The sequence below is a fragment of the Pseudooceanicola endophyticus genome, from assembly GCF_018760365.1.
Taxonomy (GTDB): Bacteria; Pseudomonadota; Alphaproteobacteria; order Rhodobacterales; family Rhodobacteraceae; genus Pseudooceanicola; species Pseudooceanicola endophyticus.
In genome coordinates this window covers 186,500-200,149 of sequence record NZ_JAHIAB010000005.1, presented here as the reverse complement: position 1 = coordinate 200,149, position 13,650 = coordinate 186,500, and the positions used below count along the sequence as shown (strand labels likewise).

Genomic DNA, 13,650 nt, shown 5'->3' with positions numbered 1-13,650 from the left:
TCGGGCCCCTCCCTCAGCCCGCCGCCCGGGGCCGGAACGACACCTGAGAGATCAGCCAGTCCCGGAACCCCGCCACCTTGTCCTCGCGCCCCTCGGGGATCGCGAGGTAATAGGCCATGTCGGTGGAATGTGGCACATCCATCACCACCTCCAACGCGCCCGAGGCGATCTCTCCCTCGATCAGGTAGAGCGGCAGCAGCGCATAGCCCATGCCGCCCTTCACCGCCTCGATCGCAAGCGAGAACTGATCGACCCAATGGCCCGCGCGCCCCTCGGGCAGGGGCTGACCGAGCCGGGCGAACCAGTCCGGCCAGAGGGTTGGTCGGGCGCTTAGGTGCAGCTTCGGGGCCTCGGCCAGCCGTGCGGCATCCATGGCACGCCCGCGCAGCGCGCCGCCCGCCACCGGCACGACGATCTCGGAACACAGGTAGGTGCATTGCGCGCCGGGCCAGATCGGCTGGCCGTAATGGATCGCGATGTCGCATTGCGTTTCGGCAAAGTCGAAGACCCCGGGCCGGGTCGAGATGTCGAAGCGCAGGCCCGGATCGCGGGCCTGGAAGGCCGGCAGGCGCGGCATCAGCCAGCGTTCGGCAAAGGTCGGGATGGCGTTCACCGCCAGCACCCCTTCGCTTTGCGCACCGGCGCTGGCATGGCGCATCGTCGTCTCGGCCATGCGCATCAGGCGCTGGACCTCGGGCAGCAGCGCCTCGGCGGCGCGGGTCAGCACGACGCGGGCGCGCACCCGTTCGAACAGCGGCTTGCCGATCTGGTCCTCCAGCTCGCGCACCTGGCGGCTGACCGCGCTCTGGGTCAGCGCCAGCTCCTCTCCGGCGCGGGTGAAATTGCCGTGCCGGGCGGCGGCCTCGAAGGTCTGAAGCAGCCGCATGTCGGGCAGGTGTCGGCGTTGCAGGGTCATCGCGGCTCCGGACAGGCATGTGTTGGGCGCATCGATCTTAGCAGGATCCATGCGAAACCGGAATGGGGTCAGTCCGAACCATCGTTGGGCAAGCCCGGGGCAGGGGGCTAGGGTTGCCGTCAGAATACCCCCGAGGAGGTTCCGATGTCCCACCTTGATCCGAATGCGATCCGCACGCTGTTCTCGCGCGCCATGTCGGCGATGTACCGCGACGAGGTGCCCGCCTACGGCACCCTGCTGGAGCTGGTGCAGGCGGTCAACGACGTGATGCTGGCCGCCGATCCCGCCGCCACCGCCCGGCTACGGGACCTGGGAGAGCTGGAGCGCATCAGCGAGGAACGCCATGGCGCGATCCGCCTCGGCACCGCGCAGGAGCTGGCGACGATGCGCCGCCTCTTTGCCGTGATGGGGATGCATCCGGTCGGCTATTACGACCTGTCGGTCGCGGGGGTGCCGGTGCATTCCACCGCCTTCCGCCCGCTGGACGATGCCGCGCTGCGCGCCAATCCGTTCCGCGTCTTCACCTCTCTGCTGCGGCTCGACCTGATCGAGGACGCGCAGCTGCGCGCCGAGGCTGCCGAGGTTTTGCAGGCCCGCCGGATCTTCACCGACGACTGCCTGGCGCTGATTGCCCGGGCCGAGGCGCAGGGCGGGCTGGATGCCGCCGGGGCCGAAGCCTTCGTGGCCGCCGCGCTGGAAACCTTCCGCTGGCACCCGCAGGCCAATGTCGGCCATGCGCTTTACCAGCGCCTCCATGCCGCGCACCGGCTGGTGGCGGATGTGGTGGCCTTCAAGGGGCCGCATATCAACCACCTGACGCCGCGCACCCTTGATATCGACGAGGTGCAGCGCCTGATGCCGGACTGGGGCATCGCCCCCAAGGCGGTGATCGAGGGGCCGCCGGCCCGCCGCGTGCCGATCCTGTTGCGCCAGACCTCCTTCAAGGCGCTGGAAGAGCCGGTTTCCTACACCGACGGGGTGACCACCGTCGCCGGCCACCACACCGCCCGCTTCGGCGAGATCGAGCAGCGCGGCCTGGCGCTGACCCCCAAGGGTCAGGCGCTCTATGACCGGCTGCTGGCCCGCACGCGCGAGATCGTGCGCCCCGCCGCCGATGGCTCCAACGCCGCCGCCTACCGGGAGACGCTCTCGGCCATCTTCGCCGATTTCCCCGATGATCCCGACACCCTGCGCACCGAGGGGCTGGGCTATTTCCGCTACAGCCCCACCGGCAAGGCCGCCTCGGCCAGCGACCTGTCCCGCGATGCCGCCGCTCTGGTGGCCGCCGGGGTCCTGCGCGCCGATCCGATCACCTACGAGGATTTCCTGCCGGTCTCCGCCGCCGGGATCTTCCAGTCGAACCTTGGCGACGAGGCCACCCAGGCCTTTGCCGCCAACCCCAACCGCGCCCGTTTCGAAGCCGATCTGGGCGCCCCTGTCATCGACCTGCACCAGCGTTACGCCGAGGCCGAAGCCGCCTCTCTGGCCCGGGCGCGTGCCGCCCTTGGCCATGCCCACGCCTGACTTCCCGAAAGGACACCCGATGCTGAGGAAACCCCTCTCTGCCGTCACCGCCGACACCATGGAAGCCTGTTCCTCTGCCATCGCCCTTGATGTGGCGGGCGGCATGGCGGTGATCTCTCCGGTCACCGGCGAAACCGTCGCGACACTGGCCGAACATTCCGTCGCCGACACCGAGGCGGCGATCGCCACCGCCCATGCCGCCTTCCGCACATGGCGCCTGGTGCCCGCCCCGCGCCGGGGCGAGCTGGTGCGCCTGTTCGCCGAAGAGCTGCGCAAGTCGAAGGAAGACCTGGGCCGCATGGTCTCGATCGAGGCGGGCAAGTCGCCCTCCGAAGGTCTGGGCGAAGTGCAGGAGATGATCGACATCTGCGATTTTGCCGTCGGCCTGTCGCGCCAGCTTTACGGCCTGACCATCGCCACCGAACGCCCCGGGCACCGGATGATGGAAACCTGGCACCCGCTGGGCGTGGTCGGCATCATCACCGCCTTCAACTTCCCCTGCGCGCCCTGGTGCTGGAACGCCGCGCTGGCGCTGGTCTGCGGCGACCCGGTGATCTGGAAACCCTCCGAGAAGACCCCGCTGACCGCGCTGGCCTGCCAGGCCGTGCTGGAGCGCGCCATTGCCCGCTTCGGCGCCGAGGCCCCCGAAGGCCTGAGCCAGGTGCTGGTCGGCGGCCCCGCCGTGGGCGAGGCGCTGGTCGAAAGCGAGAAGGTCGCGCTGATCTCGGCCACCGGATCGACCCGCATGGGCCGCATCGTCGGGCCCAAGGTCGCCGCACGCTTCGGCAAGTGCATCCTTGAGCTGGGCGGCAACAACGCCGGCATCGTCTGCCCCTCGGCGGATCTGGACATGGCCCTGCGCGCCATCGCCTTCGGCGCCATGGGCACCGCCGGGCAGCGCTGCACCACCATGCGCCGCCTCTTCGTGCACGAGGGGATCTATGACCAGATCGTGCCGGCGCTGAAGAAGGCCTATGCCTCCGTCTCGGTCGGCAACCCGCTGGAAACCCAGGCGCTGGTTGGTCCGCTGATCGACAAGGCGGCCTTCGAGGGGATGCAAGCAGCGTTGCAAGAGGCCGCGTCCCTGGGCGGCAGCGTCCATGGCGGCGCACGCGAGACGGTCGGCCCCGACACCTCCTATTACGTGAAGCCCGCTCTGGTCGAGATGCCGGAACAGGCCGGCCCGGTGCTGCGCGAAACCTTCGCGCCGATCCTCTACGTGATGAAGTACAGCGACTTCGACGAGGTGCTTGAGCTGCACAATGCCGTCGGCGGGGGCCTGTCGTCCTCGATCTTTACCACCGACCTGCGCGAGATGGAGACCTTCCTGTCCGCCCGTGGCTCCGACTGCGGCATCGCCAATGTCAACATCGGCACCTCGGGCGCCGAGATCGGCGGCGCCTTCGGCGGCGAGAAGGAGACCGGCGGTGGGCGCGAAAGCGGCTCGGATGCCTGGCGCGCCTACATGCGCCGCGCGACCAACACCATCAACTACTCGCGCGAGCTGCCGCTGGCCCAGGGCGTCGTCTTCGATATCGACTGAGGCCGGTTCCGGTGACTGTCACCAACGGCCCGGTGCGCCAGCGCCGGGCCGTTTGCCGTTCCTAGGCGGGGCGCAGGGCCACCCGGGCACCGCCGGCGCTGGCACCCTGCGACAGTTCCGAGGCCCCGGCATCGCGGGTCAGCGTGTTGGGGTTGCCGCCAAGGTCCAGCAACCGCCCGTCGGGCTGGTGTTCCGGGCGATACCAGCCGCCGGTGGGCAGCACCACATGGCCGGGCATGACGCGCCCATCGGCCCGGGCCACGACCAGCACCGCGCCCCGGGGGTTCTCCAGCAGGGCGCGGGTGCCATCGGCCACGCCGGCATGGGCCATGTCGCTCGGGTGCAGGCGGGCAACCTCGCAGCCCAGCTGCCGGCTGGCCTCGGCGGCGGGGGCGCCGTCCAGCTGGCTGTGCAACCGGGTTTCGGGTTGCGGCGACAGCAGTCGCAGCGGCAGGGCGGGATCCTCTTCCAGATCGCTGGGCCGGGGCTGGCTGAGCGCGGAACCCAGGCGCATGTCGGGCCGGGTGACAAGGGCGGGCATCAGCTCGATCCGGCCGCTGGGCGTGGCCAGCGGATGGGCTTCGGGATCCGACAGGAAGGCCTCGAGCGGCTGTGTCACCTCTGCGGGTGCCGGATCGGCAAGCTTGGCGTGACCGGTGGCGCAGAAAGTCTCCCAGTCGGGCAGTTCCGGGAAGGCGGTGCGGTAGCCTTCGTAAAGATGGGCGATCCACCCGGCCTCACTCCGGCCCTCGGTGAAGGCGTCCTTCAGGCCCAGCCGGGCCGCGATGCGGGACAGGATCGCATGGTCGGTCTCGATCCCCTCAGGCGGCGCCATCACCCGGGAGGAGCGGACGATCCAGTCATCGCGCGAGCTGGCGGCGATGTCGTCGCGCTCGAACGGCAGGGCCGAAGGGAAGACGATGTCGGCATGGCGCGCGGTGGCGGTCCAGACGCTGTCATGGACGATCACGGTTTCGGGGCGACGCCAGGCGCGGGCCAGTCGGTTCAGGTCCTGGTGGTGGTGGAACGGGTTGCCCCCGGCCCACCAGACCAGCCGGATGTCGGGCAGGCTTAGCGTTTCGCCGTTGTAGGGGATGGTGCCGCCCGGACGTTCCAGCATCTCGGTGATGCGGGCGACGGGGATGTAGTCGGGCACCGGGTTCGGCCCCTGTTCGAAGGCCGGTCCGCGCAGCCGCCGCAGCGGGTTGCCGACCGAGGAGACCGCCGAAAGCCCGCAGGCGATGCCGCAGCCCGCCCGGCCAATCTGCCCCGCCAGCGTCGCCAGCACCACGGCGGCCCAATAGGGCTGTTCGCCCGCCACCGCCCGTTGCAGCGACCAGGCCAGGTTGATCAGCGCCGGACCTTCCGACAGCCTGCGGGCCAGCGCGGTGATCCTCTCGGCGGGCAGCCCGGTCAGCGCCTCGGCCCAGGCGGGGGTCTTGGGCTGGCCGTCCCCATGGCCCAGCAGCAGCGCGCGGATCCCGTCATAGCCCGCCGCGATGCGGCGCACGGCAGGTTCGTCCACGCGGTTCTCGACCAGCAGGACATGGGCCATGGCCAGCAAGGCGATGGCATCGGTCCCGGCGTTGAGGGGCAGGTGATCGCCCATCGGCGCGTCGCGGCCATCGGGGGACAGCGTCGTCATCTCGCCACCGGCGGCGGCGAAGGCCTCGATCCAGCTGCGGGTGCGGTGGGCGCCGGTGCCGCCGGCCTCGACCTGGGCATTGGCCAGGCGCATCCCTCCGAAGGACAGCAGGAAGGGCCGGGTGGCGGTGATGCGGTCCCAGCTGGGATTGAAGGCGCCGGGATCGGAATAGGCCGCCCCGACCAGATGCGGGATCAGCACCTTGGCGGTGCCGTAGCTGTAGGTGTTGCGGGCCGAGACGAAGCCGCCCGCGAGGTTCAGCAGCTTCTTCAGCTGGCTTTGCGGATGGTGGAACCGCCCGGCCGAGCCCCAGCCATAGGCGCCGCCGAAGATCGCCCGGTTGCCGTGGGTCGCGCGCACGCGCATGAGTTCCCGCGCGGCCAGCCCGCAGGCGGCCTCCAGGTCGAGGGCGACGAAGTCGTCATTGCCGCGTCCCGCGCCGCCGTCGCCGGCCAGCCAGCCGCGCCGCACCATGGCGCCGCGGATCCGGGTCGGGTGGTCGGCCAGGGCCAGGAACCCCGCGCCCACCTCCGAGGGGGCCGGGTCCAGCCGGAAGGGCCGCAGCTCCGGGCCGCCGGCGTCGCGCGCGATCTCGTAGGTGCCGAAATGACTTGCGAACAGCTCCATCGGGGGCTCCGGAGGGTATCTTGAAAAAAAGAGGCGGCAGGGGTCCGAGGACACCCCGCCGCCAGTCGGGGAGGTAAACTTACTGCGCCGGGGTCATGTCGAAGGCGCGCATCCAGTCATCGCCGCGCGGCGTGTACTTGACGCGGTCCGAGTAGCCGTAGGTCGCGGGCTGGGCATAGAGGAAGACCACCGGGGCCTCGTCGCACATGATCTCGGTCGCCTTCTTGTAGGCTTCCTTGCGCTTGGCCTCGTCGGTGGTGCCGTTGCCGGCCACCAGCTGTTCGTCGAAGGCCTTGTCGTTCCAGTAGGAGTACTGGTTGCCCGGCTTGAACAGGGTCAGCAGGCCGTCGGCATCCATGGTCGGCCAGGCCTGGCCCAGCAGCGACAGGCGGCCCAGGTCATGCGCCTTGCGGTACTTGTCGAGGTAGGTGCCGAATTCCATCGACTGGATGTCGGTCTTGACGCCCACGTCCTGGAACATCTGCGCCACGGCCTGGGTGACTTCCTCGCCCTGGAGGTAGGTCGAGGTCGGCAGTTCGAACTCGATCGGCTGGGACAGGTCGACGCCCGACTCCTTGATCAGCTCCTTGGCCTTCGCGGGGTCGTAGGCATAGGGCTTGAGGTCCGGGTTGTAGCCGAAATAGTCCGGCGTCATCACCTGGCAGGTCGAGACGGTGGCCTTGCCGTCAAACAGCGCATCGGCGATCAGGTCCTTGTCGACGGCATAGTTCAGAGCCTGGCGGAACTTCTTGTTGTCCATCGGCGGCTTCTCGGTGTTGAACTTGATGAACACCGAGCGCGTGCTGTCGACCGAGCCCGCATGGGCCTTGCCGCTGTCGTCGATCCGCTTCAGCTCGTTGGTGGGGACCTTGTTGATCAGGTCGACCTCGCCGGCCATCAGGGCGGCGATGCGGCTGGCGGTCTCGGGGATGACGCGGAAGGTCACGTGGTCGAACTGGGCCTTCTTCTCGCCCCAGTACTTTTCGTTCGGGACCAGCGTGATGTGGTCACCCGGAACGTAGTCCGACACCTTGTAGAGGAAGCCCGACATGGTCTCGGTCACCGGGTTGTGGTCCGCGGTCCATTTCGGCGGCAGCAGCATGAACATCGACAGCTGCGCGGGCAGGGCGGGGTAGGGGGTCGAGGTCTTGATCTCGAATTCGGTCGGAGAGATCACGTTGACGCCCGAGACCTGAGAGAACCAGGAGGAGATCCGCGTCGGATGTTCCTTGTCGGTCACCCGCTTGATGTTCCAGGCGACGGTGTCGGCATCCAGGGGCTCGCCGTTCTCGAAGGTGGCGCCGGGATGCAGGGTGAACTTCCAGGTCAGGTCGTCCACAGCTTCCCACTTGGTCGCCAGCGACGGCTGCAGGCTGTAGTCCGGCGCGCGCAGGATCAGCGTCGGGTAGATATGGCTGAGCACCGAGAGGTCGAGGCCCACCGAGGCGGAGCCATGCGGGTCGAGCGTGTTGATCGCCGAGGTCTGGGCGATGGTGACATCCTCCGCGAAGGCGGGGACGGCGAAGGCCGTTGCCAGGGCGGCGGAAGCGAGCAGTCGGGACATGTAGGTCATGGTGTTTCCCTGTCGTGGTAAGTCGTTGAGGCTGGACCTTCGGCCCGGTCTTCTGGGGGCGGTCCTATTGGATCGGGTGATCGAGGACGAAGTGACCGGGGGCGACCTCGGCCATCTGGGCTTCGCGGGGCGGAATGTTCCGGCTCACGTCGAAGGGGGGACGCGGCGGGCGGCGACGGTCCGGATCGGGCACCGGGATCGCGGCCAGCAGCGACTGGGTATAGGGGTGGCGCGGATCGCTGAAGATCTGTTCGGTCGGCGCGATCTCGACGATGCGGCCGCGCAGCATCACGGCGACGCGCGAACACAGGTAGCGCACCATCGACAGGTCGTGGGCGATGAACAGATAGGCCAGGCCCAGCTGATCCTGCAGGTCCTGGAACAGGTTCACGATCTGCGCCTGGATCGACACGTCGAGCGCGGTGATCGGCTCGTCCGCGACGATGAAGGCGGGCTTCAGAGCGATGGCGCGGGCGATGTTGATGCGCTGCCGCTGCCCGCCCGAAAATTCATGCGGATAGCGCGACATGAAGGCGGGATCGAGGCCGACCAGCCGGAACAGTTCCGCCACGCGGTCCTGCAGCGCGCTGCCCGACTCGGTGCCGTGCACGACCATGGGTTCGGCGACGAAGCGGCCCACCTTCATGCGCGGGTTCAACGCCGAGTAGGGATCCTGGAAGATCATCTGCATCTCGCGCCGGTAGGGTTTCAGAGCCTTGCCGGCGAGCGTCGTCAGTTCCTGCCCGCGAAAGCGCACGGATCCGGCATCGGGGGTCTCGAGGTGCAGTACGGCGCGCCCCGTGGTGGACTTGCCCGAGCCGCTTTCGCCGACCAGGCCCAGGGTCTCGCCCTCGGCGATCTGGAAGGAGACGTCGTTGATCGCATGGATCACCGGTTTTTCCTTTCGAAACAGGGTCTTGCCGCCGCCGTAGCTGCGCATCAGCCCGTTGACTTCAAGCACGGGGGGGGAGGTGGTCATTGCGTCTCCTCCTTCTGGGCCGCAAGCAGCGCGGGCAGGTCGTACCAGGCCGCGACCTTGTGGCCGGGCACGTCGCCGACCTCGCGCAGCGGCGGAACTTCCGCGCGGCAGCGCTCGGTGGCGAAGGGGTTGCGGGGGGCAAACGGGTCGCCTGCCGGGGGCTTGGCCATGTTGGGCGGGCTGCCGGGGATCTGGTAGAGCCGCCGCTGGGTCCGCGCCCCCTCGTCGGGAAGCGAGTTCAGCAGGCCCCAGGTATAGGCCGAGCGCGGATCGTGGAAGACCGGGCGCACCGGCCCGCGTTCCATGATCCGGCCGCCGTACATGACCTGGATCGTGTCGGCCAGTTCCGCCACTACGCCCATGTCATGGGTGATCCAGATGACGGTGGTGCCGAAGTCTTCCTTCAGCTTGCGCACCAGGTCGAGGATCTGCGCCTGCACGGTGACGTCCAGCGCCGTCGTCGCCTCGTCGGCGATCAGCAGGCGGGGATTGCAGGCCATGCCGATGGCGATCATCACCCGCTGGCGCATACCCCCGGAAAACTCGTGCGGATATTGCGACAGGCGCGCCTCGGGGTGGGGGATGCCAACGATATCCAGCAGCTCCACCATGCGGTCCTTCAGGGCGCGCCCGCGCAGGTCGGTGTGGCGCACCAGCACTTCCTTCAGCTGGCGGCCCACTGTCAGCACCGGGTTGAGCGAGGACATCGGATCCTGGAAGACCATGCCGATCTGGCCGCCGCGCACCTCGCGCAGGGCGCGGTCGGACATCGCCATCAGGTTCTGGCCGTCAAACCACGCCTCGCCCGAAACGATCCGTCCGGGCGGGGTCGGCAGCAGGCCCAGCAGCGCCAGGATATGCACCGACTTGCCCGAGCCGCTTTCGCCGACGATGCCCAGGGTTTCCCCGGCCTCGACGCTGTAGCTCAGGTCGTTGACGGCATGGACGACACCCCCGGGGGTGTCGAACTGGACCGTCAGGTTCTTGATCTCCAGGAGCGCCACGTCAGACCTCGATATAGCCGCCGCGCGACTTGGTCAGGTATTCGTGGCCATCCTCGGTGATCAGGATCGTGTCGCTGATCTGGGTGGCCACGCCCTGGTCGGGGACGCGCAGGTTGGGTTCCAGGGTGAACAGCATCCCCGGTTCAAGGATCACATCGGTCTTGCCGTCGAGCGAGAAATGCTCGTGCGCGCCGATGCCGATGGTGTGGCCGATGCGGCCAGGGATGTTGGCGTCGTAACCGGCCCTGATCAGCCCGGCCTTGGTGATGTTGTAAAGCTCGGCCAGCGGGGTGCCGGGCTTCATCACCGGGGTGATCTCCTCGCGGATCGACAGGATCGTCTCGAGCGCGCGGCGGCGGGCGTCGGGCAGCGGGCCCATGGCGACGGTCCGCTCGTTCTCGGCATGGATGCCGTTGGCCACGGTCCAGATGAAGATCGCCACGGTCTCGCCGGGCAGCGGCTTGCGGGCGATGGAGTTGTCGCAGTTGCGGAACATCCGCTCGCCGGACAGCACCCAGGTCGCCAGACCGTTGACCATGCCGCCTTCCAGGCCGCCGAAATCGGCCACCTCGATGCTGTCGGGCAGCGCGTGGGTCCAGTGGGTGTTCATCGCGAGCAGCGAGGCGGTGTGGGCCTCGCGCTCGGTCCCGCCGTCGGCCAGCGCGGCGATTGCCGCATCCATGCCGCGGTCGGCCAGGTCGGCGGCGACGCGGGCCATCTCGATCTCGTCGGGGTCCTTGATCAGGCGGCACCGGTCGATCAGCTTGGAACTGTCGGCAAGCGTGGCGCCCGGCACCAGACCCTGCACCTGCTGCCAGCGCGCCATGGGGGTGCTGTCGGCCTCAAGCCCGATGGTGGCGCCTTCAAGGCCCTTTTCGCCCAGGATCTTCTGCAGCGCCTCGGGCCAGGTCGGGCCCATGGTCTTGGTGGTGGACCAGACGCCATAGGCACGGGTGTCCTCGACAAAGCCCTCGGCCCGGCCATGGGCATCGCGCAGCGCATGGACCAGCAGGGTGGGTTCGCCCTCGGCCGGCAGGATCATGACCACCGGGTGCGAATAGAGCACCGGGTTGAAGCCCGACATGTAGAAGGTGTGCTCGGGCTTGAAGGAGACCAGCGCGTCGATGCCCTTCTCGGCCATCGCGGCCTTCAGGCGGGCAATGCGGGGGCGGGGGGCAGTGGTATCGAGGCTCATTTGGCGCTCCGTGTCTTGGGGTCGAAGTAGTCGCGCAGCCAGTCCCCGAAAAGGTTCACCGACAGCACGGTCAGCACGATGGCGAGGCCCGGGAAGGTCACCGTCCACCAGGCGGAAGAGAGGTAGACGCGGCCATCCGCCAGCATCCGCCCCCAGGAGGGCGTGGGCGGTTGCACCCCCAGGCCCAGGAAGGACAGCGCGGCATCCATGATGATGACCCGCGCCAGTTCCAGCGTGCCGACGACCAGCGCCGGCGTCAGCACGTTGGGGAGGATGTGGAGGAACATGATCCGCAGGGTGGAAGCCCCGATGGCCCGGGCGGACTGGACGAATTCGCGTTCCCGCAGGGAGAGGACCTGCGCCCGGATGATCCGAGCATAGCGGATCCACGAGGTCAGCGCGAGCACCAGCACCACGTTGGTGATCGAGGGGCCAAGCGCCGCGACGACCAGCAGCGCCAGCAGCATCAGCGGGATGGCCAGCTGGATGTCGACGAGGCGCATCAGGATCCGGTCGACAAGGCCGCCCTTGTAGCCGGCGAGGATGCCCAGGAAGGTGCCGACGATGCCGCCCAGCACCACGGCGGTCGAGGCCACCATCAGCGTCATGCGCGAGCCGTGGATCAGCCGCGAGAGGATGTCGCGGCCCACCTCATCGGTGCCCAGCGGATGGGCGCCGGGGCTGAAAAGCCCGCTCCAGGTGGGGCCGGCAAGGCGCGCGCGCAGGTCGCCCCGGGTCGGATCGGGCAGGTGCAGCAGCGGCGCGAAGAGCGCCAGCAGGACGATGATCGCCAGCAGCACCGCGCCGAACAGGCCGGCCTTGGAGCGGCAGAGATCCCGGAAGAAATGTTTCATCTTGGGCTCCTCAGCGGCGGGCGCGGATGCGCGGGTCGAGGATGCCGTAGAGCAGGTCGACCAGGAAGTTGATGAGCACGAAGATCGTGGCGATCAGCGTGATGCCGGCCTGGATCACGGGAAAGTCCTTGGCCTCGATGGCCTGGATGATCAGCCGCCCGATCCCGGGCCAGGAGAACACGGTTTCCGTCACCACCGATCCGCCCAGCAGTTCGCCGGTCAGGATCGCGGTCATGGTGACCACCGGGATCAGCGCGTTGCGCGCGACATGCCAGAAGAACACGGTCGAGCGCAGCAGGCCCTTGGCCTTGGCGGTGCGGATGTAATCCTCCTTCAGGATTTCCAGCATGGAGGAGCGCAGCAGCCGCGCGATGGAGGCCGAGACGAAGACCGCCAGGGTGAAGGCCGGAAGCACCAGGTTCTGCCAGCTGCCGTAGCCGCCGGTGGGCAGCCAGCCCATGTTCACGCCGAAGAACAGGATCAGCATGATCCCCAGCCAGAAGACCGGGGTGGCCTGGCCCAGCAGGGCCACGGCCATGACGACAAGCTCGATCGCGCGGCCGCGCTTCAGGGCCGCGACCGATCCGGCGATGCCGCCGATGATCAGGCCGAAGGCGATGGCGGTGAAGGCCAGCAGGGCGGTCGCGGGCAGGCGCTCCAGCACCACCTGCATGGCGGGGCGGCTGTGCTGGAAGGACATGCCGAAATCGCCCTGCACCGCATGGAGCAGGAACTGGCCGTATTGCACGATCAGCGGCTGATCGAGGCCCAGCTGGCTGCGCAGCTGCGCGATGTCGGCGGGGCTGGCGCCGATGGGCAGCAGCAGCGCCGCCGGATCGCCGAGGACGCGGGTGACGAAGAAGACGATGGTCACCACGCCCCACACGGCCAGAAGGGATTCGCCCAGGCGGCGCAGGATGAAGCCGGTCATGGGGTGGTTCCCTGCAGGAAGCTGCGGATGCGCTCCAGCACGAGGGCGTTCTTCTCGTGGTGGCAGGCATGGTTGGCGCCGGGCACCAGCCAGCCGGTGGCGTTCGGGCACAGCTCGGCAATCAGATGCGTCTGGCTGGGCGGGCAGATCCAGTCCTTCTCGCCGCAGAAGGCCAGCGTGGGCACGGTCATGGTCCTCAGCGCCTCGCGCAGGTCGTGCTCCTTCTCGCGGAACATCTCGTTATGGGTTTCCGCGTGCAGGTGCATGGTCCGGGTGCGCTCCAGCGCGCCGTTCGGATCGAAGACCTCGTAATACAGCGGCTGCAGCGCGAACCAGATCAGCCGGAACTCGGTGTCGTCGGTGATCGTGGTGCCGAACAGCTTGTCGATCATCTCGGGGCTGGCCGAGGGCACCTTGTCGATGCGCGCCTTGAAGGTCTCGATCGCCTCGGCCTCGTGGTGGTGGCTGGGGGCGGTGCCGCGCAGGATCAGATGCGTCAGGTGCTGCTGGTAATGCACCGCGTAGGTCAGCGCGATCATGCCGCCGAAGCTGCCGCCCTGCAGGATGATCTTGCCGTCCTCGCCGCAGAAGTGGCGGCGGAAGGCATCGACGTCATCGGCATACTGGCGGAAGTTCATCGGGTAGGCGATCTCGCTCAGGCCGCAGCCGCGCTGATCGTAGGCGATGACGCGGTAGCGGTCGGCCAGCGCCGCATAGGCGCCCCATTCGCCCAGGTGGTCGCCCGCGCCGCGCCCGCCATGCAGCAGGATGATCGTCTGGGCGTGCTCCTCTCCGGCGATGCGGTAGCGGAAGCGGCAGCCGTTGAGGGTGATGTAGTCTTCGCGTCCGGTCATCTTGG

At 68.6% G+C, this 13,650-nt stretch carries 11 protein-coding genes; 2 read left to right on the top strand and 9 right to left on the bottom strand.

The window, feature by feature from the left end:
* Positions 1 to 13 precede the first annotated feature (13 nt).
* Positions 14 to 916, bottom strand: coding sequence for a LysR family transcriptional regulator (locus KM176_RS10960; protein WP_160896007.1), 903 nt, complete (start codon positions 914 to 916; stop codon positions 14 to 16).
* Between the two features lie 144 nt (positions 917 to 1,060).
* On the opposite strand from KM176_RS10960, the gene hglS reads away from it, so the two are divergent.
* Entirely contained in the window at positions 1,061 to 2,440 is a 1,380-nt protein-coding gene (gene hglS / locus KM176_RS10955; RefSeq protein WP_160896008.1) for a 2-oxoadipate dioxygenase/decarboxylase HglS, read from the top strand.
* 19 nt (positions 2,441 to 2,459) lie between these two features.
* On the top strand, positions 2,460 to 3,983 hold the full coding sequence (gene amaB, locus KM176_RS10950; protein ID WP_160896009.1) for an L-piperidine-6-carboxylate dehydrogenase: 1,524 nt from the start codon (positions 2,460 to 2,462) through the stop codon (positions 3,981 to 3,983).
* Between the two features lie 61 nt (positions 3,984 to 4,044).
* Here the strand turns inward: amaB and KM176_RS10945 are convergent, their stop codons facing one another.
* The 8 genes from KM176_RS10945 to KM176_RS10910 form a co-directional block, all read right to left on the bottom strand.
* Positions 4,045 to 6,255: a molybdopterin-dependent oxidoreductase gene (locus KM176_RS10945; RefSeq protein ID WP_160896010.1), complete on the bottom strand. Its 2,211-nt coding sequence runs from the start codon at positions 6,253 to 6,255 to the stop codon at positions 4,045 to 4,047.
* 79 nt (positions 6,256 to 6,334) lie between these two features.
* A complete protein-coding gene (locus KM176_RS10940) occupies positions 6,335 to 7,828 on the bottom strand; it encodes an ABC transporter substrate-binding protein (protein WP_236045274.1) in 1,494 nt (497 codons plus the stop codon).
* Positions 7,829 to 7,892: 64 nt separating this feature from the next.
* Complete coding sequence (locus KM176_RS10935; protein WP_160896011.1) at positions 7,893 to 8,807, bottom strand: ABC transporter ATP-binding protein; 915 nt, start codon at positions 8,805 to 8,807, stop codon at positions 7,893 to 7,895.
* Complete coding sequence (locus KM176_RS10930; RefSeq protein WP_160896012.1) at positions 8,804 to 9,811, bottom strand: ABC transporter ATP-binding protein; 1,008 nt, start codon at positions 9,809 to 9,811, stop codon at positions 8,804 to 8,806. Before KM176_RS10930 ends, KM176_RS10935 begins: the two co-directional genes overlap by 4 nt.
* A gap of 1 nt (position 9,812) precedes the next feature.
* On the bottom strand, positions 9,813 to 11,006 hold the full coding sequence (locus KM176_RS10925) for a M24 family metallopeptidase (protein WP_160896013.1): 1,194 nt from the start codon (positions 11,004 to 11,006) through the stop codon (positions 9,813 to 9,815).
* Positions 11,003 to 11,860: an ABC transporter permease gene (locus KM176_RS10920; protein ID WP_160896014.1), complete on the bottom strand. Its 858-nt coding sequence runs from the start codon at positions 11,858 to 11,860 to the stop codon at positions 11,003 to 11,005. The genes KM176_RS10925 and KM176_RS10920 overlap by 4 nt, the downstream gene beginning before the upstream one ends.
* A 10-nt stretch (positions 11,861 to 11,870) precedes the next feature.
* Positions 11,871 to 12,791 (bottom strand): ABC transporter permease, encoded by a 921-nt coding sequence (locus tag KM176_RS10915; RefSeq protein ID WP_160896015.1) that lies wholly within the window; start codon positions 12,789 to 12,791, stop codon positions 11,871 to 11,873.
* Positions 12,788 to 13,645: an alpha/beta fold hydrolase gene (locus KM176_RS10910; protein WP_160896016.1), complete on the bottom strand. Its 858-nt coding sequence runs from the start codon at positions 13,643 to 13,645 to the stop codon at positions 12,788 to 12,790. Before KM176_RS10910 ends, KM176_RS10915 begins: the two co-directional genes overlap by 4 nt.
* Positions 13,646 to 13,650 lie beyond the last annotated feature (5 nt).

Coding starts and splice junctions, on each gene's coding strand:
- KM176_RS10960 (WP_160896007.1), bottom strand. CDS start 916: ATGACCCTGCAACGCCGACACCTGCCCGACATGCGGCTGCTTCAGACC.
- hglS (WP_160896008.1), top strand. CDS start 1,061: ATGTCCCACCTTGATCCGAATGCGATCCGCACGCTGTTCTCGCGCGCC.
- amaB (WP_160896009.1), top strand. CDS start 2,460: ATGCTGAGGAAACCCCTCTCTGCCGTCACCGCCGACACCATGGAAGCC.
- KM176_RS10945 (WP_160896010.1), bottom strand. CDS start 6,255: ATGGAGCTGTTCGCAAGTCATTTCGGCACCTACGAGATCGCGCGCGAC.
- KM176_RS10940 (WP_236045274.1), bottom strand. CDS start 7,828: ATGACCTACATGTCCCGACTGCTCGCTTCCGCCGCCCTGGCAACGGCC.
- KM176_RS10935 (WP_160896011.1), bottom strand. CDS start 8,807: ATGACCACCTCCCCCCCCGTGCTTGAAGTCAACGGGCTGATGCGCAGC.
- KM176_RS10925 (WP_160896013.1), bottom strand. CDS start 11,006: ATGAGCCTCGATACCACTGCCCCCCGCCCCCGCATTGCCCGCCTGAAG.
- KM176_RS10920 (WP_160896014.1), bottom strand. CDS start 11,860: ATGAAACATTTCTTCCGGGATCTCTGCCGCTCCAAGGCCGGCCTGTTC.
- KM176_RS10915 (WP_160896015.1), bottom strand. CDS start 12,791: ATGACCGGCTTCATCCTGCGCCGCCTGGGCGAATCCCTTCTGGCCGTG.
- KM176_RS10910 (WP_160896016.1), bottom strand. CDS start 13,645: ATGACCGGACGCGAAGACTACATCACCCTCAACGGCTGCCGCTTCCGC.